The organism is Octadecabacter antarcticus 307 (assembly GCF_000155675.2).
In the GTDB taxonomy this organism is placed as follows: domain Bacteria; phylum Pseudomonadota; class Alphaproteobacteria; order Rhodobacterales; family Rhodobacteraceae; genus Octadecabacter; species Octadecabacter antarcticus.
Genome location: NC_020911.1, coordinates 3,002,327 through 3,027,347, shown reverse-complemented (window position 1 = coordinate 3,027,347; position 25,021 = coordinate 3,002,327). Strand labels below are relative to the sequence as shown.

The 25,021-nt window shown below is 50.4% G+C and carries 18 protein-coding genes and 8 pseudogenes; 13 read left to right on the top strand and 13 right to left on the bottom strand.

Annotated features, from left to right (window positions below; translation table 11 throughout):
• Positions 1-7: 7 nt before the first annotated feature.
• The 4 genes from OAN307_RS28155 to gvpA all read right to left on the bottom strand — a co-directional run bounded on the left by OAN307_RS28155 (position 8) and on the right by gvpA (position 3,512).
• Entirely contained in the window at positions 8-355 is a 348-nt protein-coding gene (locus OAN307_RS28155; RefSeq protein WP_144055594.1) for a hypothetical protein, read from the bottom strand.
• Positions 352-1,380, bottom strand: a complete 1,029-nt coding sequence (gvpN, locus tag OAN307_RS15425) for a gas vesicle protein GvpN (RefSeq protein ID WP_015500564.1) — start codon at positions 1,378-1,380, stop codon at positions 352-354. Before gvpN ends, OAN307_RS28155 begins: the two co-directional genes overlap by 4 nt.
• A 38-nt stretch (positions 1,381-1,418) precedes the next feature.
• Positions 1,419-2,075, bottom strand: a complete 657-nt coding sequence (locus OAN307_RS15420) for a hypothetical protein (RefSeq protein ID WP_245541058.1) — start codon at positions 2,073-2,075, stop codon at positions 1,419-1,421.
• 1,233 nt (positions 2,076-3,308) lie between these two features.
• Entirely contained in the window at positions 3,309-3,512 is a 204-nt protein-coding gene (gene gvpA / locus OAN307_RS15415) for a gas vesicle structural protein GvpA (RefSeq protein ID WP_015500562.1), read from the bottom strand.
• Positions 3,513-4,101: 589 nt separating this feature from the next.
• On the opposite strand from gvpA, the pseudogene OAN307_RS26645 reads away from it, so the two are divergent.
• Positions 4,102-5,527: pseudogene (locus tag OAN307_RS26645) on the top strand (IS3 family transposase).
• A 16-nt stretch (positions 5,528-5,543) separates the two neighbouring features.
• On the opposite strand, the pseudogene OAN307_RS15400 reads toward OAN307_RS26645, so the two are convergent.
• The 3 genes and pseudogenes from OAN307_RS15400 to OAN307_RS15385 form a co-directional block, all read right to left on the bottom strand.
• A pseudogene (locus OAN307_RS15400) lies at positions 5,544-6,578 on the bottom strand (IS5 family transposase).
• Between the two features lie 281 nt (positions 6,579-6,859).
• Positions 6,860-7,492 (bottom strand): hypothetical protein, encoded by a 633-nt coding sequence (locus OAN307_RS15390; RefSeq protein WP_015500559.1) that lies wholly within the window; start codon positions 7,490-7,492, stop codon positions 6,860-6,862.
• 260 nt (positions 7,493-7,752) lie between these two features.
• On the bottom strand, positions 7,753-8,802 hold the full coding sequence (locus OAN307_RS15385; protein ID WP_015500558.1) for an IS5 family transposase: 1,050 nt from the start codon (positions 8,800-8,802) through the stop codon (positions 7,753-7,755).
• Between the two features lie 142 nt (positions 8,803-8,944).
• Here OAN307_RS15385 and OAN307_RS30195 point away from each other — a divergent pair.
• The 6 genes and pseudogenes from OAN307_RS30195 to OAN307_RS30190 all read left to right on the top strand — a co-directional run.
• Positions 8,945-9,309 (top strand): annotated as a pseudogene (locus OAN307_RS30195) (IS5 family transposase); the annotation flags it as partial.
• A gap of 213 nt (positions 9,310-9,522) precedes the next feature.
• Positions 9,523-10,126, top strand: a pseudogene (locus tag OAN307_RS15375) (M20/M25/M40 family metallo-hydrolase); the annotation flags it as partial.
• A 110-nt stretch (positions 10,127-10,236) separates the two neighbouring features.
• Entirely contained in the window at positions 10,237-11,484 is a 1,248-nt protein-coding gene (locus tag OAN307_RS15370; protein WP_015500557.1) for an IS256-like element ISOan5 family transposase, read from the top strand.
• A gap of 480 nt (positions 11,485-11,964) precedes the next feature.
• Positions 11,965-12,204 (top strand): annotated as a pseudogene (locus tag OAN307_RS15360) (4-hydroxythreonine-4-phosphate dehydrogenase PdxA); the annotation flags it as partial.
• On the top strand, positions 12,204-13,262 hold the full coding sequence (locus OAN307_RS15355; protein ID WP_015500556.1) for a cupin domain-containing protein: 1,059 nt from the start codon (positions 12,204-12,206) through the stop codon (positions 13,260-13,262). The pseudogene OAN307_RS15360 and the gene OAN307_RS15355, both read left to right, overlap by 1 nt.
• A 159-nt stretch (positions 13,263-13,421) precedes the next feature.
• Positions 13,422-13,678 (top strand): annotated as a pseudogene (locus OAN307_RS30190) (IS6 family transposase); the annotation flags it as partial.
• Positions 13,679-13,689: 11 nt separating this feature from the next.
• On the opposite strand, the gene OAN307_RS15350 reads toward OAN307_RS30190, so the two are convergent.
• The 3 genes from OAN307_RS15350 to OAN307_RS30180 all read right to left on the bottom strand — a co-directional run bounded on the left by OAN307_RS15350 (position 13,690) and on the right by OAN307_RS30180 (position 16,003).
• Complete coding sequence (locus OAN307_RS15350; RefSeq protein ID WP_015500555.1) at positions 13,690-14,601, bottom strand: DMT family transporter; 912 nt, start codon at positions 14,599-14,601, stop codon at positions 13,690-13,692.
• 340 nt (positions 14,602-14,941) lie between these two features.
• Complete coding sequence (locus OAN307_RS30185; protein ID WP_245540847.1) at positions 14,942-15,322, bottom strand: transposase; 381 nt, start codon at positions 15,320-15,322, stop codon at positions 14,942-14,944.
• Between the two features lie 33 nt (positions 15,323-15,355).
• Entirely contained in the window at positions 15,356-16,003 is a 648-nt protein-coding gene (locus OAN307_RS30180; protein WP_245540848.1) for a helix-turn-helix domain-containing protein, read from the bottom strand.
• 134 nt (positions 16,004-16,137) lie between these two features.
• On the opposite strand from OAN307_RS30180, the gene OAN307_RS15340 reads away from it, so the two are divergent.
• Positions 16,138-16,386 (top strand): DUF1127 domain-containing protein, encoded by a 249-nt coding sequence (locus tag OAN307_RS15340; RefSeq protein ID WP_051068024.1) that lies wholly within the window; start codon positions 16,138-16,140, stop codon positions 16,384-16,386.
• Positions 16,387-16,583: 197 nt separating this feature from the next.
• Here OAN307_RS15340 and OAN307_RS15335 read toward each other — a convergent pair whose 3' ends face one another.
• Positions 16,584-16,937: a hypothetical protein gene (locus OAN307_RS15335; RefSeq protein ID WP_187292475.1), complete on the bottom strand. Its 354-nt coding sequence runs from the start codon at positions 16,935-16,937 to the stop codon at positions 16,584-16,586.
• A gap of 374 nt (positions 16,938-17,311) precedes the next feature.
• On the opposite strand from OAN307_RS15335, the gene OAN307_RS15330 reads away from it, so the two are divergent.
• Positions 17,312-17,653 carry an H-NS histone family protein gene (locus tag OAN307_RS15330; RefSeq protein ID WP_044043863.1) on the top strand — a complete coding sequence of 114 codons (342 nt, stop codon included), beginning with the start codon at positions 17,312-17,314 and terminating at the stop codon, positions 17,651-17,653.
• Positions 17,654-17,765: 112 nt separating this feature from the next.
• On the opposite strand, the gene OAN307_RS15325 is transcribed toward OAN307_RS15330, so the two are convergent.
• Positions 17,766-18,898 (bottom strand): IS3 family transposase gene (locus tag OAN307_RS15325; protein WP_408634912.1). Its coding sequence is split into 2 segments (ribosomal slippage): positions 17,766-18,631 and positions 18,631-18,898, totalling 1,134 coding nucleotides; the frame shifts between segments, so codons are not numbered across the junction.
• Positions 18,899-19,492: 594 nt separating this feature from the next.
• Between OAN307_RS15325 and OAN307_RS15315 the strand changes: the two genes are divergently transcribed.
• Entirely contained in the window at positions 19,493-20,581 is a 1,089-nt protein-coding gene (locus tag OAN307_RS15315; RefSeq protein WP_245540860.1) for a helix-turn-helix transcriptional regulator, read from the top strand.
• Between the two features lie 546 nt (positions 20,582-21,127).
• Positions 21,128-21,489 (top strand): annotated as a pseudogene (locus OAN307_RS15310) (transposase); the annotation flags it as partial.
• Positions 21,490-22,168: 679 nt separating this feature from the next.
• Here the strand turns inward: OAN307_RS15310 and OAN307_RS26625 are convergent.
• Positions 22,169-23,295, bottom strand: a protein-coding gene (locus OAN307_RS26625; protein ID WP_085982887.1) for an IS3 family transposase whose coding sequence is annotated in 2 segments (ribosomal slippage) — positions 22,169-23,031 and positions 23,031-23,295 — 1,128 coding nt in all. Because the reading frame shifts where the segments join, the coding sequence is not laid out codon by codon here.
• Positions 23,296-23,380: 85 nt separating this feature from the next.
• Here OAN307_RS26625 and OAN307_RS26620 point away from each other — a divergent pair.
• Positions 23,381-23,656 (top strand): annotated as a pseudogene (locus OAN307_RS26620) (transposase); the annotation flags it as partial.
• Positions 23,657-23,959: 303 nt separating this feature from the next.
• Positions 23,960-25,012: an IS110 family RNA-guided transposase gene (locus OAN307_RS15290; RefSeq protein WP_015500547.1), complete on the top strand. Its 1,053-nt coding sequence runs from the start codon at positions 23,960-23,962 to the stop codon at positions 25,010-25,012.
• The last annotated feature ends 9 nt before the right edge of the window (positions 25,013-25,021 follow it).

The following is a 25,021-nucleotide window of genomic DNA, read 5'->3' as shown; positions in this document are numbered from 1 at the left end:
CTTAGCTCTAGTAGTTTAATGACACCGAATGGTTAAAAACCCCATTCGAATCGAGGACTTCGGTCGAAACTTTACCTCGCCCATGAGTGGGCGGCTTTGTAGTTGTCGGATTGTCAAGCAGCATTGGCCGTAGTGTATCTATTTGTTTGACAACCACTTCCAATTTAACTTCAGCTATTGTTTTTCGGCTTGACCACATAGCTATCTCGCGCTCCAGCCTTGTTCGCTCGGCGTCAAGGCGCGCGAAGCGTCCAACCATATGAGAGCGTTCATGTTTTTGCTGGTTCTGCACAACCGTTCTTACAGTTCCGATATCCCGCAATCCTTTAACACCCCGTTTTGCAGAGGTATTCATAACGAACCTCTCGAAGATACTTGTATTAACGTTGATTTAGATTCATCATCTTTTGCCGATGGCTTTGTGGATACTTTGGATGGGCAATAGTGTTTTAGATTATCAAGGAGCAACTTTCGTTGTTGAGTTCGCTTGTCATGTTCCTTGCCGCCGAACGTCGACTTAGAACCGAGGACATCAAGGCAGATTTGTACGAAAAAGGGATCATCAATCGTTGTATTAAGCTTCTCATTAGCCACCATGCGGCAGATCACGATGCAAGCACGGAGCGTCGGTGTCTGATCATATTCGCCAGTATCTCGGAATGCGCGAACCATATCGACAATGGGCTCGGTCTTGGCCACTTCCAAACCGGACCGAGACGAGGCAATAGAAACCTCCAGTTCGCGGTCAGCCTCTCCAATGTCGATGGTCACGATCCTGTCGCTGAGTGCGTCCTGTGCTTCATGCACACCAGCATACTCTTGAGGATTACTGGTAAAGATCACCCTAAAATTGGGATGCACCTTAATGAAGGGTTCACCTCGGTTTTGGGCGGGCAACACTAAGATACCTTCCTCTAGGACGCTTAAAAGCACGTTGTTTGCTTCGGCCCGCGATCTCGTAAACTCATCATAAATCAGCGTATAGCCTTCGCGACACGCTGTTGTAAGTCGGTGATCATTCCAAGACCTGTCTGAGCTTTCTTCTATCTTGCTAACAGTGTGGATGTAATTATCTGTTACTTTCCGATAATTGTAACCGCTTTCTGCCCCAACAAGGTTCGAAGTTATCATTTCTTCGTCGCCAGTGATCAACACCACCGGGCGGCCAAGAAGCGCTGCCGTGTGCATCGCCATCGTGGTTTTGCCAGTACCAGCAGGCCCGCGGAAGTGAACTGAATAACCTGCGTTGATGTAGGCCAATGCGCGCCGTGAAATAGACTTCACGCTCTCAGTTTGCACAAAGTCCTCTCGTGCCTCCGGCATCATTGTCTTTGAAATGTCAGGCCCACCAGAATTGGTGGCTCTCAAATTACTGTTCATTTGTATCTCCTTTACAAAGCATGGCCTTGCATTTTTAATTAGGAACGCTCTTTACAAGCGCGTGTTTCAAATCGACGGGCCTGATACCAGAGTTGCCGCTGCTTGGCTAAAAGCCCTGGTTTTTTGTCCCAAACTAGACATCTATCGTGTATATTTTCGATACTTGGTTGAGCCGCAATCCAAGTCTCATCGGCCCAAGGTTGGTCTCTGCACCATCCAATCTCCCCAGAAGCGTCCAGAAGGGAGCCGCGTGCAAAAGCATCTATAGTTCCTGTTGCCACCCCGCTTGCAACATAGGCAAGTTGTTTGCCAAACATTGCTGCAGTCTGAGTTGACAGGCCTAGGCGGATGGCTCCCACCGCCGCCATGCTCTCAATGATTCTGGCTAATGGTTCCAGAACATGCGTGATCTCAACAGTTTTCACTTTGCCAAAGTCGGAAAGGGAATCTTTAAGTGCCAAAGCGTCCGCATAGGCAAGGATGGGGCGACCACTTTGCGACATTTCAGGAAAGAGGCCCAATACGTAGTCACCCTCCCAGAATTCCCCTATATCATCGACTGTCTTGAGAGATTGCTTCAGCAAACTCCAAACCCTGTCAAAGATTAGCAAAAGGGGAGAAAAGTCAGGGTGGAGAACAACCTCTGCAGCAATACCGTCTCTCAATTCGACCCGACACATCACACCTTGGAGCACCTGCAACCTGACTGGCAGAGTTATTTCTATACTCCCGCTGTTACGCCCTGCCGACCTTACAATGCGGTCGCCAAGAGCACGCGATCGCAGAATGTCTAAATTGTCTGACCGTGCAAAATGTACCATATACTACTTCCAGTTCTTCTAGCAGATTTACTAAATACAAAAAAATTTGGTACTCAAAACAATACCGAGACACATACAAGAGTACGGCTGAGGTAAGCCAAATAACCACTAAATGGTAATTTGGCTTACTCTTTGACTTCAGAAATAACCTCGCCAGAACTTATTACTTAGGCTGACCAAGCTTAACTGGCGGCGAAGATTTTACTGGGTCCGACCGACCAGACTTCACTGATGTCGAAGACGATACAGGGGCCGACCCACTAGACTTCACTGGCGGCGAAGACGTTAATGGGGCCGACCCACTAGACATCACTGGCGGCGAAGATGTTACAGGGGCCGACCCACTAGACTTCACTGGCGGCGAAGACGTTACAGGGGCCGACCCACTAGACTTCACTGGCGGCGAAGATGTTACAGGGGCCGACCCACTAGACTTCACTGGCGGCGAAGACGTTACAGGGGCCGACCCACTAGACTTCACTGGCGGCGAAGACGTTACAGGGGCCGACCCACTAGACTTCACTGGAGACGGAGAACTCTCAACCTTGGCAGTCGGCTCTCTGGAAGCGGAGGGCTCATGACTGAAAACCACATCTTTCAGTTTCAATTTTGCTTTCCGACTGGCCCGATAACCTTGACTAGCCGCTCGTGCTACTATGCGAGCCTTTCTTAGCTCTAGCAGCAATTTACTTACCATAACTGCAAGATCAGTACGATCGCTTTCAAGCAGGGCCCTTAATGAACTAGTACCTACCTCGCGTCTCGCTTTGTAACTTAAAACCATATTTGAAGCTGCACTGCGGCCCGCAGCGACGTGCTGGGAAATACTTTTCAGGTCACGATGTATCGATTCCTGCAACTCAGACGACACTTTGCGCGCCGAGGATTTTCCCACTTCGACTTGGCGCACAAGCGACTGCTTAATTTCTTCAATTTCATACGATCTTTTAATATGAGATTCCTTAAAATCACGGGATATTTGCGATTTTTTTGCAGTTAGTGCCATCTCGATACCTCATTTGCCAAATTGATATATGTTTTGCTAAGAAGAAAACCCAAGCCCCTTTAAGAGCAAGGGTTCCCTTCTCGATCTAGCCGTCACACAACTCAGGCTTCGGCGGTAAGGCCTACCGCTTCGGCATACTTCAAATACGTATCAACTCCAGCTATGACCACACGCGCTTCGACGGCAATCAACTCGATACCAACAAGCGATACGCGTACCCATGCATCAATCACAACACCCTTGTCGAGGATGCGATCTACGACTTCGGCAAGACTGCTCGAAGAGTTCATTTTATTTACGGCCATCGTAGTTATCTCCAGTTTTGGGATGTTAGTGCTATTGAACTATAGCAACTTTCTCAGCGATATTAATAATCACCATGATGCAAATATATAGTAAAAAAATTCCATTGAAAGGACATTTAACAATGAAAATTGTTAAGTAATTTACTTAATATTTAAATAAGATAGTTATATACACTTATATAATTATTAATTGTAGTAATTAAACATAATTTATGAATTTAGTTATTTATTAAATCAAGTCAGGTTTTTCAACAGTAATAACAATTTTTAGTGTCACCATTATATGGTTTTTGGTTATCTTATTGCATTGTTGCACAAATCAAGTTTTGAGGCTTCACCACGGCTTTGTTGCACAAATCGGGCTGAGGTCAGACGTCCCCTTACCCCAGACGGATTCAGCCTACTGGCACGGTACGGGGTATGCCCCCTGTGTCAGGGATGTTGTCCGCTACTCTACTTTTCTGTATTTCTCAGGTGTGCGGGATAGGACAATGACGTGGGATATTCACCAGAATGGAAATCGGCTGTGCTGAAGCGGATGCTTCCACCAAACTACTTGGCCATTGGGCGGCTTTCTTAGGAGGAAGGGATTTCGAAGGCGACACTGCACAAGTGGCGGGTTGAGGCGCGCAGCAAGGGGCAGCTTCTGCCCGCTGCTGACGCGGGGCCTGAGGGCTGGTCGTCACGCGACAAGTTTACAGCGGTGTTGGAAACGGCGGCGCTGAACGAGACCGATCTTGCTGAATACTGCCGCAAACTCGGGCTCTATCCGGCGCAGATCACGGTGTGGCGATCGGCTTGCGATCAGGCGAACGATTGGGACCGCGCCAGCACGGCGCGTCTGGGTCGGGCGACCAAGGAAGAGAAAAAACGGGTCAAGGATCTGGAGCGGGAACTGGCTCGCAAGGACCGCGCACTGGCCGAAACCGCAGCGCTTCTGGTTCTACAAAAAAAGGCCTCGGCGATCTGGGGGGCGGAGAGGACGCATGATCAGCACCCCACATCACCAAACCGCAGTTGTTCTGATCAACGACGTCATCACCGCTGGCACTCGGCGTGCCAAAGCCTGCTTCGAGCTGGAGATCAGCAACCGCACTCTGCGTCGTTGGACAAAAGACGGCCAGCTTCACGCCGATCAACGGTCACTCGTGCCGCGCCCAGAACCCGCGAACAAGCTGAGCGATGTTGAACGCGCGGCTGTGCTGGAAGCCTGTAATTCAACGGAATTTAGTGGCCTGCCACCAAGCCAGATTGTGCCAAAACTGGCGGATCAGGGGCGATATCTCGCGTCTGAGTCCAGCTTCTACCGCATCCTGCGCGCGGATGGGCAGCAGCATCACCGGGGCAGAGCCAAGCCCCCGGTCCGGCGCAAACCGCCCACCAGATACAAGGCCAGCACGGCCTGCGAAGTCTGGACCTGGGATATAAAGTGGATGCCCGGGCCGTTGGCTGGCATGTCCTTCTACCTCTATTTGATCGTGGCCATCTTCAGCTGGAAAACCGTCGGCTGGGAAGTTCATGAGCGCGAAAGTGCAGACTTGGCGGCCAACCTGATTCGGTGGGCGGTGCTGGCTGAGGGATGCTTTATGCAGCCGCTTGTTCTGCATTCCGACAATGGCAGCCCCATGAAAGGGGCCACGATGAAGGTGACGATGGAAAAGTTGGGCATCACGGCCTCCTATAGCCGTCCGCGCATCAGCAACGACAACCCGTTCTCCGAGGCGCTGTTCCGCACTTGCAAGTATCGCCCAAACTGGCCTGCAAAGGGCTTCGCAACGAAGGTCAATGCGTAAGACTGGGTGAAATCCTTCACCCGCTGGTATAATGGCGAACACCTGCACAGCGCCATCCGCTTCGTCACTCCCAACGCGCGCCACGCTGGCCATGATTGTGCGGCGCTAGCCAACCGTGCCATGCTCTATGCAAATGCACGTGCGCAAAACCCGGAACGCTGGTCAGGCAAAACCCGCAACTGGCAACCAGCAGGACCCGTCTGGCTCAACCCCGAAACCTAAATAAGCGCCCCTGAAATCAGAGACGCAGCATGAAATCGGCGGACAACATGTCTGACAAACACCGTATGCCGAGAGCTGTTAAGCGGTTTAGGATCGCGGCCCAGATTTGGATCTCCGCAACCTGGCGGTCGAAGTCTCTTGCCGAGAGGCGCTGACCAAGCAGTTTCATACAATGCATCCACTGCCTGGCAGTGGTTTGCTTGCAAACCATGAGAGGGTTCGTTTCGACACGGCTACGGCAGTGGTATCCAGTCAGGTTCCTCCACAGGGCACGGCCAAGATACTTCGAGGACCGCACCGCTTCGTTGCGCGCCCGTGCTCCTGCCGTGTCAGGCTTCCAGAGCTTGGCGTTTTTGCGGGACGGGATAACGGCATGGGCGTTTCGGGCTGCAATCGCGTCATGGCATTTGCGCGTGTCGTATGCACCATCGGCGGTGACGCTGCCTAGGTCCTGGTCCGGAGGGATCTGGTTGAGCAAGTCTGGCAGCATAGGCGCATCGCCGATCTGGCTACTCGTTACCTCAATGGCGCGTATCTCAAGCGTTTCCTCATCGATATTAATATGTAACTTGCGCCACAGTCGGCGTTTGGACCCGCCGTGCTTGCGCGCGTTCCACTCACCTTCGCCTTCAGCTTTGATGCCTGTGCTGTTCGCTGCCCGGCAGTGGTTTTCTTGCAAACCATGAGAGGGGACCAATAGGTGTAACGGCCCCGCAGACGCCTTGTAAGGAATTGCAACTGATAAAGTTCTCTGGCGACGACACAGGGTGCTGAAGTCTGGCACCGACCATTCCAGCCCAGCACGTTTCAGCAGGCTCTCAACAAACCCAGTCGTCTGCCTCAAAGGCAGACCCATTAAGACTTTGAAGGTTAGACAAACTTGAATGGCAGCATCACTGTAGGTTTGCTGACGCCCCCTTCGACCAGACGCCTCAGCTTCCTAAACCATCTGCGGATCAAACCAGATTGATAACGATCCTCGTTTTTTTAGTGAAAAATTGTAATCCTCCCAGTTCCGGGTCTTGTACTTCGTCGGTGTCCGGCTGTTCATATCGGCTTTCTACTACACTGGATTCGTACATTGAAGCCTACAGAATACGATTTGTGCAACAAAGCCTATACCTCAAGTAAGCTTTCATGACTTTTGCCATCAAACTGATCTGTGCTCACCTCAACAACACTCCAAGCAAGTGCCTGGACTGGAAGACCCCTACTGAGGTTGTCCGCGAAAAGATGATGGAGAAAGTGCGATGAGATACTATCCCTAAAGTCAAAGAAAATCGCGGTTCAGGTATCGCGCGCAATGTCCAGTTTTAGGGCCGCAGTTCATAACTACTGGCCCGAATGTTCGCGACCACCTCTACTTATCTCACCCTGGGAAAATTTTTCCAGTGATACTACTTTAATAGTAGCGGGAAGCTTCGCGGTTGCATCATGCAAGGCTCCCAGAAACAGGATCCCAACTTCTTCAGACTGCAATGTAGTATCTATACGAGAGGCGATAAAATAATCCCGTTTATCCAGCAAATTGCTCTTTACCAGCGCAGATGCCAAATTTGTGCAGCTCTCTGGGCTGGCATTGCCACTTGTTATCAATTCACGTTCCTTGAGCAGAAGCTCGAGGTCTTCGGTCCCTTCCAGTCTGGCACCCAGATCCATCAATTTAGCCACAATCTGGTAATTTTTCCCACTTGTTTGGCTTTCTGCTAGATCTCGCACAATTTTAGCTTCAAACCCGCATACTGGAAGTCCATCCTGATAAATGCGCATTTGAGAAAAATTGACATCAAGAGCTAAAACAGCTGCGTCTATGTCAGCCCAAAACTGTTTTATCAAAAAACGGCTTTTTTCCCACGCTTCAAGTCCCTTTTGGCGAATGTATGTCTGCCGTAGGACATCAGATGCTGAACCCATATCTTCTGCACTGTGAACAATGGGAATGTGAATTAGCGTTCTCAGTTGCATCAATTATACTTCGCTCATGCCACCGTCAGGCGCTTCGCACTGACATCCATTTATGCCTTGGAACTCTTGACGTTGCAAATTCTGAATCACCCTTGCTTGCCAGATACTGATTAATTCATATTAAATACACTTATTGAGACCACAGCATAACCTGTTGTTTGTGTTTCCGTTGGTCATGTGTTTCCAAAAGTTGCCTGTGTTAACGCTCTTAGGTGACTGTAGCGTTGGGTTTCAGGTGTTATTTTTGATTTTGGTCGCACTTATCCAGTGGGTTCCGGGTCTGGCAGGCCGTAGAGCGCCAAGAACTTTGCCCCCTTCGCAATATTATGGGCGATGGCTGCCAGGCCGAACAGGGTTAGGTTTTTAGCCAACCCCATCAGCCGCGTTCGAGCCAATCCATAGCTGGATTTATAGGTGGCAAAGGGGCGCTCGCCGCCGGAGCGGATCACGGCAATCTCTTTGTTGCGGACCAAATCCGCTTTGGACAAAGGGTGGCCCCGATAGCCCTTGCGCTGCACTTGATCATCAATACCAAACTGCTCCAATTTTTCGCGTGTGGCTTGCGAAGAATAGGCGGCATCCGCGTAAAGCGCTTCCTCGTCGCCCAGCAATAGCGTGTTCCGTTCGGTACTGTCATGGGCATTTCCTGGTGTGACCGTTTGGCGGTGGATGAAGCCATCCACTGCCCGGCAGTGGTTTGTCTTTTGCAAACCATGAGAGGGTTCGTCGACGCCAGTGTGGACCGAGTAGCCGTAGGTGGACTTTATATTACCGCGACTGTCGGCCTTTACGTGCCAGCCCGCATCCTTGTCGCGCGTGGGTTCATCATTGGCGTCTTTGCCGTACCCCGACTGCGCCGCTTCAACCGGAGTGGCATCGGTGATATTGATGCGACCTTCAGTCATGATGATATGTTTTGCTTCAAGTTGGCGGTTCACTTCGCCCAGTAAAACCTCCCACAGGCCCAGCTCCATCAACCTCGCCCGAAAGCGCCCGATGGTAGTGGCGTCAGGGACATCCCCACCCAATTCGAGGTGACAGAATTTCCTGAACAACAGATCGCGAAACAGGGACTGAGCCAGCTCAGCATCGCTCAAGCGATACCAGATGCCCAGCAATGACGCGCGGAGTAAAGTCAGCAATGGATAGCTCGGGCGGCCAGTCTTGCTGGCATAGATTTCAGCCATGATTTGTTCGAACTTTACCCAGTCCAAAATCGCCTCGGCACCGTCCAACCCTTGCAGGCTCGCATGCTCAAGATCAGCGCTGGTAATGAAGAGTTCGGGTTGGGTGGAAAATGGCTTCTGCATGGCTTTAAAATAGCAAAATTAAACCTTCAGGGGAATCCCAGACTTATGCAGAGGTCTCTTATTAAAACTTATGATTTTATCATGCCACCTTTTTTTGCTTCTACTAGGGCGTGTTGACGTTTGAAGATTCCCAAATCCCGCAATGACTGATTCACTGTTGCCAACATGGGAGGCAACCTTGATCAGCACCACTTTGACCGACGCCCAATGGGCAAACATCGCCCCACACTGTCTTGGCCGTGAATGTGATCCCGGCCGCACCGGACCCAACCCTCGTCTTTTCTTCGAGGCGGTGCTGTGGATTACCCACGCACGGGCTGCCCCTGGCGCGATCTTCCAGAAGATTTCGGCAAGTGGAATTCGGTATTTAAGCGGTTCCGCAGGTGGGTGAAGGCGGATGCTTTCTATCGTATGTTCAGAGCATTAGCCGAAGATGCCGACTTTGAATACACCATGATTGACGGCACCATTGTCAAGGTCCACCGTCACGGTCAGGGCGCAAAAGGGGATTTAAAATCAGGCCGTCGGGCGCTTGTCAATCGCGGAGTAAGAAGGGACCAGATCGCGGGGCAAAAATGGTCCACAGTGTATAATGGCGGGTTGCGCTTTGGCGCGCGTGCTCGTCACAAAGCTGAAGCGTGCCAAAGCGCATGTTGGCCGTTAAGCCGACATTGTTCTGGTCTTGATTGTGGTTTGTTTATTGCTGCTTTTTGCGGCTGTGTTGGAACCCGCGAGATCCGAATTACCTTTGATGGCCAACAAAATCACGGAGGTACGACCCAAATGCACTTGAGACGTGATGCTTTCCAAGCGATCATTGAATTTAATAATTTGCTCAATGACCGGCTGCGCAATGTGGTAACTCCAACGACGGTCTGGACCATTGGGCATGTGACATTGCACCCCAATGCATCTTCAATTGTGCCTGGCAAAGGCATGTTCACGATGCAGTGGCGCGACGCTGATGCGGATCGTCTAGTGCGGATGGAAAAAAATTGTCCGTGATACCGCACAAGAAGTTGCTGATATCCGTGACATGGACGTGCACTTTGGCCCGATGTGGGAGCTAGAGCCGGTTGCTATGGAGCTTAAATTAAAGGCTGCGATGGAGCATGGGGCGAAGGTAGCCGCACCAGGAAGTTGGCGGTTGATGCCCTCGGGCGCGTTGCATGATGCGACAAATGTGGCGCGGCTAATGCCCGTTGCAATGCTCTTCGTGCCGTCAATCGGTGGCATTAGCCATGCGTTTGAAGAAGATACCGATGAGGCAGATTTGGTGGCTAGCGTTGAAGTATTGGCGCACGCTGTAGCGTCGCTTGGCTAGCTGGGAGGAGATATGACTGAATCTAGTGTTTGAGTGGTTTGAAGGTTGGCGGCGTATCTGGTTGAATTGTTGTTGGAAGACAGCAGCCCAACCGAAGGAGATACACCACCATGGAAACGACTAACATTGTTGATTTTGCGCGTCGAGACGGGATGACGGACGCGCTGACGGAGTTGCTGAAAACGGGAGCACAACAATTGATAGCGACAGCAGTTGAGGCCGAGCTTGTCAGTTATCTGGCGCAATTTACCGGCTTACGCACCGATGCCGGTCACGCGGCAGTCGTGCGCAATGGACATCATCCGGCTCGCCCATTTCAAACGGGCATTGGCCCTGTGAGCGTGCGGATTCCAAAGGTCCGCTCGAAGGATGGCACACCAGTAACATTCCGCTCGGCCCTGGTGCCACCCTATGTGCGTAGAACCAAGACCTTGGAAGCTGCCTTGCCGTGGCTTTACCTCAAAGGCATTTCCAGCGGTGAGATGGCCCCAGCCCTCAAGGTTCTCTTGGGCCCTGATGCCAAGGGATTGTCAGCAAATACGGTTTCGCGTTTAAAACGCGATTGGGCCAATGAATACGAGGCTTGGAAAGACGCTGAGTTAGATGATGAGCCAATCGTCTACATCTGGGCTGACGGCGTTCACAGCGGCCTTCGGGGCGAGGATGACAAGCTCTGCGCCCTTGTAATTGTTGGCGTCACAGCCCGTGGCAAGAAGCGGTTCTTGGCCATTGAGGACGGGGTGCGCGAGTCCACCCAGAGCTGGCGAGAAGTTCTGCTCAGCCTCAAAAGCCAGGGAATGAATGCCCCAAAATTGGCGATTGGAGACGGTGCCATGGGGTTCTGGGCCGCCATGGATGAAGTCTACCCCACGGCCCGACAGCAGCGGTGCTGGCAACACAAAACGATGAACGTGCTCAACTGCCTGCCCAAGCTATCACAGCCAAAGGCCAAAGCGGCGATCCACAACATCTGGCAGGCTGAGACCAAAGATGATGCGGAAAAGGCGTTCGATTTGTTCATCAAAATCTACGAACCCAAATATCCCAAGGCGGCGCTGTGCCTGCAAAAAGACCGCGAAGAACTCATGGCATTCTTCGACTTCCCCGCCCAACATTGGCAGAGTATCCGCACCAGCAACCCAATTGAATCGGCCTTCGCCACGATCCGACATCGCACCAAGCGCTCAAAGGGCTGCCTGTCACGCGATGGCATGCTGCACATGATGTTCAAGCTGGGACAATGCGCAGAGCAAAACTGGAGGAAGCTACGCGGCTTTGATTACCTGGCCAAAGTCATCACAGGCGTCAAGTTCAAAGACGGAATTGAAACCACCAACCACAGCCAGATCGCCGCATGACCGACAACCCTCAAACACCAGATTTGACAATAACTCAGCTGGGAGCAGACGAAACCTGTGTATGAGGGTTAGATTTGAAGTTTCGCAGCCAATTGAGACGGGGTTAGAATTCGTCCGCGGGCACCAGAAAAAAGCTTATGGCTACGGCATTGACTGAACGCGTCTCCAAGCTTTCATAGTTTTTTAGCTGCATGCGCTGAGGGCATACCTTTCTCAACCTCAAAACTTTTTGAACGCCCCTCAATATGTAATTTGTCTGGTCTGCTGGGAAGCTTATGCGCCGGTACCTAACCTTGGTTGGCGAAAACATCTTGGCGTCGAGCTCCAATGTCGATGTTCCAAGAATAAGACTCATAATGCAGCTTAGCGGGGTTAAATCTACGGAGATTTTGATCCAGCAGTCGGCTGTTCGATTCTTGAGGCTAAAATGTCAAACCGCATGTCTTTGAAGTCGAGGTTTGATCATCTAGTTCTGTTGACCGCTTTGATGTTGCCGTTGCACAGTACCACGATCAAGGCTTGATCCCGGTAAAGTATCTAGGTGTCGAAAAAGGCGTCAATATCACGCTTGGCCTGCCCTTTGTGCGGACCTCACCCGATCACGGGACAGCTTTCGACATCGTAGGCAAAGGCATTGCTGATGCCACCAGCCTGCTAACTGCAATTCAATATGCCCGTCGCTTGATCGCGACCGGAACCAAAAAGAAGGACGCCGCCTAATGGGACTCCGTTTTATATTCATGCTTACCCGAAATGACCGAACAGTGGATGATGCCGCCATACATCTTGCGACCGCCTTATCGCTTGGGGTGCGTCATATCGGATTCAAAGATATTGGGCTTTCGGTTGCGGACCTGAAAAAACTAAACCAGACCATTAAAGCGAGTGGTGCCACGTCCTATTTGGAAGTTGTATCGCTGAACCGCGACAGCGAAGTCGTGTCTGCCAAAGCTGCGGTGGATATCGGCGTGGATATTCTTCTGGGTGGCACACGGGTAGACGATGTTCTTCCCATTCTGCGTAGCACAGGGATTGAATACTATCCCTTCCCCGGACGTATCGTCGGCCATCCCAGTGTGCTTGAAGGGTCGCTTCAAGAAATTGCAGACAGCGCACGTGATCTTGCTTCACGGGAGGGCGTACATGGTCTTGATTTGCTGGCATATCGTTCGTCGCTGCCGGATATTCCTGCCTTGATTGCCGCAGTGTGTGAAGCCGCAGGTAAACCAGTGATTGTTGCAGGGTCCATCGCGGACAAAGCCCGTATTGAACTCGTGCGAGGGGCAGGGGCAAGTGGATTTACGATTGGCACTGCTGCGCTTGATGGGGAATATCCAGCAAGCGGTAATGAACTTGAAAGCCAACTTACTGCAATCGTTCGCGATGTTGCTGACCTCAACGGGCACTTATCCCCCTTTAAGAAAAAGCAGCTCGATAACGCCTTTGCCAGTTTCTCAGGAACTTGGTCGCCGCGCATCGCGGGTCAGGTGAATGACATGCAAATCAAGCTCGCTAAATTTGCGGGAAGTTTCACTTGGCACTTCCATGAACGCGAGGACGAAATGTTCCTCGTCCATCGCGGACGTTTGTTGATGCGCTTTCGAGACCGCGAAGAAGTCGTTGAGGAAGGGGAATTTATTGTCGTGCCGCATGGGGTCGAACATTGCCCCGTCGCGTTGACAGATACATGCGAAGTGATCCTTCTGGAGCCTGCGACAACGGTTAACACCGGAACGGCGGAGTACGCTCGAAAAGCAGAGAACTTGGTGACTGTTTGAAGCTGAGAGAACAAAAATGGTAACTGTCCAGCATGTTTGGCTGCGCTTGTGGCAGAGACCAGTATTCAGCCGAGGAGTATTTCTGCGATTAACTGATCTGACGGCCCTGTCAGAGAAAAATCGGTTAAGGCGGGCAGGGTGAGCAATTAGCGTCTCGAGATGACAAAACGCAGCCCTTTTCGCTATTTCAAGACGAGCCCCCAGATCATCCGCTTAGCCGTGATAATGTATGTCCGTTTTCCGTTATCGCTTCGGAATGTGGAGGATCTGTTGCACGAACGCGGGATCGACATCAGCTATGAGACGGATCAATTTTGGTGGAACCGATTTGACCCGCTGTTGCCGCTGAGATCCGCAAGAAAAGGGTCAGCCAGATGCGCGCATATTCAAATCGGCAGTGGTACTTGGATGAGGTTGAAGCAGCCAGCTAGCGCTTCTTGAGGAGCCTCAACTGGGTCATGCCAACACCTAAAAGAATAATCAACGCACCGAGATAGGTACTGAGTGTCAGAGTTTCGTTCAGTAAAACGACGCCAAGGAGAACGGCCCAGAGCGGGACGATGTAAGCCACTAGACTCATGAAGATGGGCCCAGCAGATCTGATCAGTACAACACGCAGAAGGAAGGCCAGTCCGGTGGGAATTACACCGGCATAGAGCATTGCCCAAGTCGCCCGCGCGCTGGTGATCTCAGGTATTCCCTCCAGCAGAAGAGCGAGCGGAGTCAATGCGAGAGAACCAGCCGTTAACATACCCGCAGTGAACACCAAAGGCGGAATTGGAGGCGCCTGGCGGATCAGAATGGCCCCGATTGAATAGCAGAGCGAAGCCGCCACACAGGCGACCCTTGCGGCGATAGTTCCTTCTGCGCCATTTCCGATAGCGATCCCCGGCAGGATCAGGACTAACAGCCCCACGAAACCGATTATGACACCAATGATCCGGCGCGGGCCTATTTGTTCGTCCGGTACAAAGATATACGCTAGGACCAACACAAATATCGGAGAAGAGCCCATCGCGACGCCTGCAAAGGCTGAAGGCACCTGCTGAAGCGCCCAGGCTAAAAGGCTGAAGGGCAAAGCGAAGTTCAGAATGCCCAAAATTAGAATGAAACCTAGAGTTTTTGGATCACGGATCGCCAGATCGCCTGGGCGTGCGATGGCTGTAACCACTAGAAGCCCGAGCGCACCGATACTGATGCGACCCGCGGCAACTGTGAAAGGGCCATATTGTTCTAGCGCTACTGCCATCGACATGAATGCGCCACCCCAGACGAAGCTGAGGAAAAAAAGGAGTGCCCAGTTGCCATGGCTTGGCACGTTGTGGGTGGCGGCTGTCATATCTCAGCAATCAATAACTATTTAACGCCCTTATGGGCCGTTCCCACGCCAACTGCCAGTCCCGACTAGTTGGCTGGCACAAGTGCTTGGCACAGCCAACCATTTCGCGCCCTTACTTGAGCATCAGTAGCCCATCCTTCGTCACGGACATGCGGGCATCAACATTTGCACCATCGGTGAAAGGGTTCCGTTCTCGACCACCATAGCCTAACGGATTGAGGTTGCGGAAAAATGAGACTGGTTCGCTTTTGTCTGACAGCACCATTCTGGGAAAGCATTGAAAATGCTGCGGTTGCGAAAAGCGCATAAGTGGTATGCTATTTTTATCTCTATACTCACTTCACTCTAAAACCCGAAGTTTTTGGAGTGATATGATGCGGAAATTATCAGTGACCTGATTTCGGAAGTCGCGCCATTGTTCTGGGATGGTTTCTCGGAAGAACTTCAATATGGCTCCGGTAAATTGCTTCTGTGTGGGATATGCGCGGTTGTGGGTGACGTGCTGGTGCATCACGGCCCAAAGCCTTTCAATCGGATTTAGGTGCGGGCAATAGGGCGGCAGCTGGATCAAGTGGATGCGGCAGTTTTTGCGCGCCAGGAAGCCCCTCACATCAGGCCCTTTGTGGTAGGCGGCGTTGTCCCAGATCACGTGGATGATGCGTTTATCTTGGTTGCGTGCCTCGATTTTGGCCAGCAATTGCACGGCACTCACGCCGTCCACTGTGATCGGCGCTACGAAAGGGGTATCGAAGGTTTAAAGGTTCAACGCGCCGTGAATGTTGACGCGCGCCCGGCCTGAAGTCGTTTTGAGCGTGGGGTTTGTGCCCTTCTTCACCCAACCAAAGGCAGGCTTGCTTTGATATTCTGGGTGCACGGCATCTGCAAAGTAAACCGCCTCATCATCGGCCAGAGAATTCAGCATGTTTTCATACATTGCGATGAATTCGGCCTGTTTGGCTACATCGGCCACGCGCGGCAGCGCCTTGGGCTTGCGATATTCAAAGCCTAGTCGCGCTAAAAGCTTAACATAGCCTGAATGAGAATATTCCAGATCGAACTGCGCCGCGACATAGGTGCGGATTTCCACTGTAGATCGGCAGAAATGTTCCTCAAGCCAAACGCAAAGAGCGGCTTCCTGCGCGACAGACAGCCGCGATTGCCCGCCTTTCCAACCGTCATATGCTACCGCATCCCAGCCCTCGGACAGATATTGTTTGTGCCAGCCACGCACCGTGTCGTCATCAAGGTAAAGCACCTGCGCAATCTCGACACAGGACTTCCCGTCATCCAGTAGCAAAAGCGCATTCGCGCGGCGCGCAACGCCATGATCCTCGCGTTGGCGTTTTACACAGCTCAAAAGCTCGCGGCGGTCTTCGCAGGAAAGAAAGTTGGGACGGATCATAGGCGAAGAAGAATCTATTCCCGTGCAAACATCAACAAGTTCTTCGGGTCCTCAATGACGCGCAGTATACTATAGGAAGCGGAGCGACATATCTCGAATTGTAAGACATAACGATCAACCAACGGAGTATGGCTATGGCCACTTTCAAAACAAATGTTAAATCCGCCGTCCCTTTCAGTATGGCTATGGCCGCTTTCACAACAATTCGCCCATCCGACGTCCCCATCAAGAACCCTTTTGTCAGCCTGGTAAAATTTTACAAAAATTGGAACGCCGTTCGTCAGACGCGCGAAACGTTAAACAATTTGAGTGCACGTGAGCTTGCAGACATTGGTATGACACGCGGCGACATTGAGAACTTTGCTCGCCGAGCCCGCGCATAAGCCTTCCTGGCAAAATCAATGAAAAGGGCACCTCAATCGAGGTGCCCTTTTCTGGCACTGTCAGAGCAAAATCGGATGAGGCGGGCAGGGCGGCACTTAAGGGCGCACAGGGTGGCTCGCTGCGCTTCCTAGATGCAAAATTGAGTTCCGAATGTCGATCATCTAAGTCGCTGTTCTGATGGCACAAGAAAGCGCATTCAGTCCTCCCTTGCTATCACATAGGCTGGGGCGCTTAGGGGAGCAGTGATGCCCATTTTCTTAGCCCTGAACTGGGTCGCTGCCATTGCGACGTAGGTGTGGTTCCCGTCAACTATCTCTGCATAACCATTCTCGAAGTTTTCCGCGATGAGGATGGGTTTTATGTCATTAGTCATGGTGTGTGCGTTGATATGTTCAGCAGTCACCCGCCCACCTTCTATGATCCGTTCAACCATCTTCATGTCTATGTCCGCGGGGATAATCTCTAGATGTTTCTCAGCCCAGCGCCTCAGCCGCTCTACGTCCAGCCAATTCTCTTTGCCATTTGGGTCGTTGTAGTTAAACACTTCCATTTTTACCGTCTGCCCCGATTTCGCTGCTCTTCGTCGTGTCTGTCGTATCTGTTGTCGGGTTGTCATGTTGCGCCTTTTTGTATCCACATATTGGTCATCCAAAAAATGATCAGGCATAGAAGTTGCTGAAACTGAGAAGCTCGTGTGCGAGCACTCCGGCTTCATGTTTTAAGAAAACCATTAATTTGGTGACCGCAAGATCCGCTTGGCTCTGTGGTACTGCCTGCCGTTGTAGCTATGCCCTTTTCATTTCGTTTGAAATACTGATGCCAAATTATAATGGGCATCTAATTAAGGCATTAACCTAAAATTTCTTGCTATTTCATTATGTTAATAATAAGGTTAGTGGTCTGATCAATCACAAGGAATGCATAATGAAGACCGATCTGAAATACATGTCTCGTAAAGAACTTGAAAAGCTCAGTGCGGATATTGATAAAGCGATGGCAAAACTTGCTAATCGTGAAAAAGCGTTGGCGGTAGTGGCGGTGGAAAAGATTGCCAAAGCGCACGGATTCACACTCGCGGAGCTCGGTGACTCAAAGCCGTCTGTGAAATTAGCCTCGAAGCCACGCAAGAAGCAGAAACAGGCATCTGCACCTAAATTCGTAAACCTTGACGACAACGCGAAAACTTGGACAGGGAAGGGTCGCCAGCCTGATTGGTTTAAGCAAGCATTGGCAGCTGGCAAAACCCCAGACGAAATGGCGATTTAACCAAAATTTTCGGGCTTAGAGTGGTCGTTAACCGCCTGGCGCACCAAGGTTAAGAGGTGGTCCTAGTTTGTCGACCAGTTTACAGCCTTGTTAAGATGGATCAGGGTTTCATTTAGGCTGCCAATCTAATTGGTTCTGTTTTGCTGGCATAGGCCTCATCTGGGGTCAATATGCCGTGGGTCGAATGTGGGCGTTCAGAGTTGTAGTAGGTCAGCCATTTGCCGATCCCAGTCCGCATTTCAGAACCTGTCTCAAATGCATTCAGATAGACGCATTCATACTTCAGCGACCGCCATAGGCGTTCAATCATGCGATTGTCACGCCACGCGCCTTTGCCATCCATGCTGATCTTGATCTTTGCATCCGTGAGCACGTCGACCCAAGCACCACTGGTAAATTGGCTGCCTTGGTCCGTATTAAATATCTCTGGCTTGCCGTGCTTTGCCCGCGCCTCTTTCAGGGCTTCAACGCAGAAGTCCGCGTCCATGCTGTTGGACAACCGCCAAGCAAGGACTTTGCGACTGTACCAATCCATGATTGCCACCAGATACAGGAAGCCACGCCGCATTGGGATGTAGGTAATGTCAGCACACCAAACTTGGTTTGGGCGGTCGATCATGACTTTTCTAAGAAAATACGGCCAGATCTTATGCCGGGGGTGTTTCTTGCTGGTGTTGGGCTCCTGATAGATCGGGACCAAACGCATGAGCCGCATTAGGCGGCGCATGCGATGCCGGCCGCATTTGTGGTTGTTGCGTTTCATGTAGCGCGCCATCTGGCGGGACCCGTACCATGGCGTTTCGAGGAATTGCTTATCAATGATTTCCATAAACCGTAGGTTCTCAGCGCTTTCGCCCTTCGGTTCATAGTACAAGTGGGATCGGGTCAGCGTCAGCAGCTTGCATTGACGGCGGACACTCAGCTTGTGGTCCTTACTCACCATTTTTTGCCTCGCGTCCCGAGCAATTGATGCGAGGCATCGGCCAAAAAATCCCGTTCCACCACCAACTGGCCGATCTTTGAATGCAGCTTGTCAACGTCTGCAATGCTCACCTGCTCAGGAATGGAACCTCGGCGCGTAAATGCCGTCGACATGTTTTCAATCACCGCGCGTTTCCATGTGCCGATCTGGGTCGGGTGAACGCCGTACTTCTTCGATAACTCCGCCATCGTCATTTCTTCGCGGATCGCTTCAAGCGCAACCTTGGCTTTGAAATCGGGCGAGTGGTTCTTTCGTTTCGTCATTTTGGATCATCTCTTTCACAAGTTGATCCACCTTAACTACTGGTCCGAAATCCTGCGACCACCTCTCTGATAATTTCCGCATCATATCACTCCAAAAACTTCGGGTTTTAGAGTAAAGTGAGTATAACGTAAAATATGAAACACAGTGATGTCCAGGATCGCTACCTTGCGTTTTGTTGTTTTGCGCTCAAATCAAGCCAATTTGGCTCGCAACGGCGCAATAAGAGCACCTGCCATCGGACTTTAGGATGGCCTCGGGGTGGAATTGGCCTGCTTGACGTCCATTTTGTCAGACCAGTGGAGCCGCTTTCGTTCAGGTTTTATCGCTGGACGGTCATGTGATATCCGTCGGCGCACGCCGCCAATGGAACGCAGCCAAAATGCGACTGAACAAATTTCTACCGATCACAAGCTGTCGCTCTGGATTCGAATTTCCATAGCTCTGTTTGCAAATTAAAGGCAACATTACATAAAATACTTAAGTTTTTATGCTTGAATTGAAGCTAATTTAGGTTTATATTAATTAAATCACTTAATGCTTTGTTTTCATGATTGCTTTGTACGGATTCAAAACTATAAGAAAGATATTTCTTATTGTTGCTGGAGACCTTTGAAATGCCGTTAAATACTGATCACATCAAGGTAGAAAAATCGCGCGTCGGAACTCAGCGATCAAATAAATCTCAAGCTTTAGTTGCCAACACTGTGGCGCAGCCATCGAAGCAACAAGGAGTTAAACGTTCCGGTGGGTCGATAATCACCGATAGAGACTTAAGAGTTATAAGTATTTCTCAATCGTGGTGGAGCCTTTACGGTGTTGAGCCATTCCCCCTTCCTGCTCATTTACATGATATCCTGCTTGCCCGAGAAGCAGTCGGTTGGTTTACTTTATCCAATTCATTTAGTGACCACGGTACTATTGAAGCCCTCAGTCATAAAATGGAAAACAATCAGTACTTTCACGACTTCCATATTTCACCCTTAGGTGATGTAATCGATATAACACACTATACAGACCTTGAGAGTGGAAATAAATTTTTTAATTACACCCGGACCGGCATAACTGTAGCGCATGCAACAGAAAAATTACTTGGAGATCGCGGACTGGTGGCCTTGCGAGATTTAATCAATTTGGGCATGTTTGGCATGTTTCCAATGACCTTTGAATTAGTCCAACCTGCTAGACTGATATATGCACCTGTAATATGCGCCCCCAAATCAGGAAAACTAATCATCTTAGATGAAACCAAAAGTTTTCCAGATTTAGGTAATATTCATAATGTCGAAGACTTATCGGTAAAATTACAAGATATAACTTATTTTCTGGATAAGGATGGCCAGTACTCTTCCCGCGTCGAACTAGAGGGCGGCAAGTTACTGCATTTGGCTTTGAAAAGACAATTTTTCTATGCAGGAGGGCCTAGTTTTATTGCTGGAAGAGTGATGAGACTATGTAGCGGTGTTTCGGAACAAAGCATCTTGAATAAATATCCCCAGTTTTCATCAAAGGAGGTGGAAGTCGTCTGTCTTCTTGCGCTTGGCAACACCATTAAGGAGGCTGCTGCGAAGATCGGGAAAGCACAAGTTACAGTGTCTTTACAGGCACGAAGCGCACTACTTAAATCCCGTGAACGCTCTTTAAATGCATTGGTAGTAAAGATCGTCCATTCTTCCCTGTGGTAAGTTTAAATTAATTCAATAAGGCCAGTTTCCGTTCGATAGAAGTGGTTGGAGACGCGAGCGCACAAATACTATATGCTCTTAAAACAGGCTTGCGTATGGTTTAGACATCAAGCTGTTGCACTCTTTGAAGTGTTGTTTCAACCTTCTATTCAGCAGCTAAACTAAAGTGATTTTAGTTTACTTGTAGCCTTCTAAGAACCTATACTAATCCATCAATATTTTAGCCCTAATTTTAAGTAGATTAGCCCGAAAATAAGCTTGTTCCACCTTGTTACCAATCCTGTGTGCCAATTGCAGTTCAGTAGCATCTCTGGGTTGTTCATTTCCCCCTGCCCAATTCCGAAATGTAGACCAAATGACGTGTGGGACTGCGATTTAACCGCTCTGTTTATCAAGAGAGCCAGTTTTATCACTTTTATGCATTCGCTTCATCATGGCTTATCCCCTTTGCTCCGGCGGCACCTGATGTAGTGTGACGCGGCCTGCCAATCTACAATGTTCTGGTATTGTTCTATCCATGGCAGCTAAATTCAAAACGAAAAACCCATGTCCCGCCCGGCGTTCGACGCCAGGTTTTCTGATGAGGAAGCGTGTTCGCATTATCTGGAGGGACATCGTTGACCTGAGGGCTTCGTTTGCCCTTCCTGTGGCACCTGCAAAGGCTGGCTGTTAAAGCGAAATCACGCAACTTGAGAATGTGCCAGTTGCGCACGGCAGACATCAGTGTCGGCAAGCACGATGATGCACAGCAGCCATTTACCGTTGCAAATTTGGTTTCTTGCCGCGCACATCATCGCCAGTCATTCCAACATCATGTCAGTGCTGCAACTTCAAGCGCAACTTGGCCTTGGCAGCTCCAAGACGGTAAGGGTCGCACTTCAATCTTGAGGCTAAATCTTGTTAACCCTATGAAGGCGCAAAATGAAGGCGCAAAAAAGTCACATCACCTGGATTGTGCTGGTTAATAAGCCTTTATTTTGCTATACTTCAACTTAGTTCAGCATAGGTTTATATGGATATTTCGCGCTTCATCTTGGAAGTCCGTTATTATGTTGTGGGTTTTAGGGATCATAAAGAGTTTTTTGTCTGGACTGAAACTTCTGATGCTTTGCATTGGGGAATCATAATAAGATCTACAGTTTTAACAGGTAATACAAAAAATCCTACAAGGTTGATACGTAAAGTCTGGCAGATCATAAAATTGTTTATCTATCTCAAAAAGTTACCATATTTCGAAGTAAATGTTACTGATGCAAAGCGATCAGGAATTTATATGAAATTTTTGTCAAAGCTGATTGGCTACGAAAGTTATCAGAACGGCAACAACATCTTTGTCTTAAAGATTGGAAACATATGAAGCAAACCCTCAAAAAAACTGATGATCAACTGGGTTTTCTTGAAAATAACGCACCTTCAAGTCGATGAGCGGCATTACAGGTCACGATATGATATTGTGGGTGTGTCTGAGGTTTGGTGAATATTTGATGATGAGCAACCTGATTTGTTACACGCAGCCCGCTACACTCTTGAAAAGTGCAAAGGTCGTAAAAATGTGAGCAGCCCCACTTGAGTGGTCCAATTTAAAAGTTAGTGCATGACTGGCCTTTGGTCCACCGGGATGGTGGCTTCCGGCGCAGGTGGGCGATAGCCCAATGCACTGTGTGGTCGTTTCGTGTTGTAGTGGTTCCTCCAGCGTTCGATGATTATTTGAGCTTCGCGTAGTGAGCAGAATATCTCGCCGTTGAGCAATTCATCTCGCATTCGCCCGTTGAAGCTTTCGCAATATCCGTTCTCCCAGGGCGATCCCGGCTCAATGTAAGCCGTCTTTGCTCCGACAGCTCTGATCCAGTCTCTGAGCGCCTCAGCGATAAACTCTGGACCGTTGTCCGACCTGATGTAGGCGGGAATACCGCGTAAAATAAACAGGTCCGTTAGGGCATCGATGACCTCAATCGAATTCAGCTTTCGTTTCACCCGAATTGCCAAACATTCCCGGCTGTACTCGTCCAGGATGTTCAGTGTCCTGAAAGCCCTGCCATCATCGGTTCGGTGATGCACGAAGTCGTACGACCAGACGTGATTTTGATATTCAGGACGCAGTCGGACGCACGATCCGTCATTCATCCAGATCCGCCCTTTCTTTGGTTGTTTCATTGGCACTTTAAGCCCCTCGCGCCGCCACAGACGTTCGACACGTTTGTCATTCACTTGCCAACCCGCATCTCTTAGCAAGGCCGCGACTCGGCTATAGCCATATCGACCGTACTGGCGGGTCAACTCGATCATGTCTGTGACCAAGCGTTCTTCACCGGCACGGCCTTTGGGTAATCGACGTTGTGTGGAACGATGTTGGCCCAACGCGCGGCACACTCGACGCTCAGAAACCTTCATCTGACTGCGCACGAGATCAATGCAAGCACGGCGACGCGAAGGGCTTAGAAGTTTCCCGATGCAGCCTCCTTTAGGATCAGCTTGTCCAACGTAAGGTCCGATACTGCTCGGCGAAGACGCTCGTTCTGTTTCTGTAACCGCTTCAGTTCCTTGAGTTGTTCTGTGCCCATTCCACCGTACTTCTTCTTCCAACGGTAATAGGTTTGTTCAGTCACACTGATCTGACGGATCGCGTCAATCCGGGGCATACCTTGCCCCATTAGAACTTCAACCTGCCGTAACTTCACGACAATCTCTTCGGGCTTGGGTCTCTTGATGGCCATTTGTGGTCCTCCGTTTCCTAACTATAGGGGCGGACCACTTCAAAGGGGGAGGCTCACCGTATTAGGTGTCTGGCTGTGGAACTTCTGTTCCAACAGCCCTGTTCCGGCGTCATCAGGCAAAACCATACGACATCGCCTGAATCGAGGTGGGGACCGTGCAGCGAACAGCGCGCTACATATCATTGCAATCGGACGGTTGCGGCTTGATCCAAAGACCCAAGAATACTTTGCACGTCGAGTAGCCCAAGGCCACTCAAAACTTGAAGCGATCCGCTGCCTCAAAAGGTACATCGCACGCGAGGCCTTCGACATCATTGCGCGTCGACACAAACAGATAAATCAAACTCAAATCGCTGCTTGACACTTAGAAGGGCGTCCGTGGGTCGCAATATTGTTCAAACGAGTACCGAAAGCGCCTGAAACAACACAGCTTTAAGGTGTCGATGAGCGGCAAGGGCAATTGTTATGATTGTGAGTATGGTATTGCGGCTTGATGGCCTGACCCATGTTATGATTGACTGCGTGTCATTGTATTGACGTGTCGACTGTCAAGTCGCCCCGGCGACGGGTGAGATGTGACCTCATAGGAGCATGACGGGGACGCCCCATCACAGTCCTGTCCTCTCAGAATGTTGCCTGGGCATTCTCAACCTAAGGGGACAACATGAAGATCAGACATCCAATTATCATCGGCATCGGTACGCATAAGGCAACACATGTTGCTGTCGCGATTGATACGCAAGGCACCCGCCTAGCAGCACTTTCCATCCCTGCGAACTCAAAGGGATATCTGGAACTGGAACGCTGGTCTTGTGGCCTGGGTCATGTCCAAGCTTTTGGAATCGAAGGGACGGGCTCTTACGGTGCCGGTCTATCGCGCTGCTTGCTTGCACAAGGGCACCATGTTGTTGAGGTTACGAGACCCAATCGCCAGCTGCGCTATACTCAAGGCAAGACCGACAGCCTCGACGCAGAAGGTGCCGCTCGGTCAGTTTTATCTGGACAGGCAAATTCCCGCCCTAAAACCCAAACGGGATCGTCGGAGATGATCAGGCATCTGAAGATAGCCCGTGACACGGCTGTTAAATCACGTTCACAGGCGATGGTGACCCTGAAAACACTGATCATCAATGCACCAGCTGATCTGCGTGAAGTACTGGATCAGATCAAAGGTAAGATCGGATTGATCCGGCATATCGCGGCCTTCAGACCCGGTGATATACTTAATACATTAGCTTCTGCCAAAGCAGCCATGCGAGCTTTGGCACGACGGTGGCTATTGCTACATGAAGAGATTCTGGGTCACGATAAAGAACTGGAGCGACTTGTCATCAAACGCGCTCCGGACCTGATGCAATCCCACGGAATTGCGACAATGACAGTCGCAGAGATGCTAATCCTCGTTGGCGATGATCCCACGCGCATCCGATCTGAGGCTGCATTTGCCAAACTCTGTGGCGTTTGTCCCATCCCTGCATCAAGTGGGAAAACGCACCGTTTCCGTCTCAACAGAGGAGGAAACAGACAAGCCAACGCTGCGCTCTACCGTGTCGCCATCGTCAGGATGCGCAGCCACGAACCGACGCTTGCTTATGTCAAAAAACGTGCGAAAGATGGCAAAAGCAAAAGCGAAATCATTCGATGCCTGAAGCGTTACATCGTCCGGGAGTTTTACAGCCAACTCTGCGTGCCACAAACCATCAAAATTGCTGCTTGACGAATATAG

What these genes read in the sequence shown, in the direction of transcription:
- OAN307_RS28155 (WP_144055594.1), bottom strand. Translation starts at nt 355, where the DNA reads ATGAATACCTCTGCAAAACGGGGTGTTAAAGGATTGCGGGATATCGGA.
- gvpN (WP_015500564.1), bottom strand. Translation starts at nt 1,380, where the DNA reads ATGAACAGTAATTTGAGAGCCACCAATTCTGGTGGGCCTGACATTTCA.
- gvpA (WP_015500562.1), bottom strand. Translation starts at nt 3,512, where the DNA reads ATGGCCGTAAATAAAATGAACTCTTCGAGCAGTCTTGCCGAAGTCGTA.
- OAN307_RS15390 (WP_015500559.1), bottom strand. Translation starts at nt 7,492, where the DNA reads ATGCAACTGAGAACGCTAATTCACATTCCCATTGTTCACAGTGCAGAA.
- OAN307_RS15385 (WP_015500558.1), bottom strand. Translation starts at nt 8,802, where the DNA reads ATGCAGAAGCCATTTTCCACCCAACCCGAACTCTTCATTACCAGCGCT.
- OAN307_RS15370 (WP_015500557.1), top strand. Translation starts at nt 10,237, where the DNA reads ATGGAAACGACTAACATTGTTGATTTTGCGCGTCGAGACGGGATGACG.
- OAN307_RS15355 (WP_015500556.1), top strand. Translation starts at nt 12,204, where the DNA reads ATGGGACTCCGTTTTATATTCATGCTTACCCGAAATGACCGAACAGTG.
- OAN307_RS15350 (WP_015500555.1), bottom strand. Translation starts at nt 14,601, where the DNA reads ATGACAGCCGCCACCCACAACGTGCCAAGCCATGGCAACTGGGCACTC.
- OAN307_RS30180 (WP_245540848.1), bottom strand. Translation starts at nt 16,003, where the DNA reads ATGATCCGTCCCAACTTTCTTTCCTGCGAAGACCGCCGCGAGCTTTTG.
- OAN307_RS15340 (WP_051068024.1), top strand. Translation starts at nt 16,138, where the DNA reads ATGGCCACTTTCAAAACAAATGTTAAATCCGCCGTCCCTTTCAGTATG.
- OAN307_RS15335 (WP_187292475.1), bottom strand. Translation starts at nt 16,937, where the DNA reads ATGGAAGTGTTTAACTACAACGACCCAAATGGCAAAGAGAATTGGCTG.
- OAN307_RS15330 (WP_044043863.1), top strand. Translation starts at nt 17,312, where the DNA reads ATGAAGACCGATCTGAAATACATGTCTCGTAAAGAACTTGAAAAGCTC.
- OAN307_RS15290 (WP_015500547.1), top strand. Translation starts at nt 23,960, where the DNA reads ATGAAGATCAGACATCCAATTATCATCGGCATCGGTACGCATAAGGCA.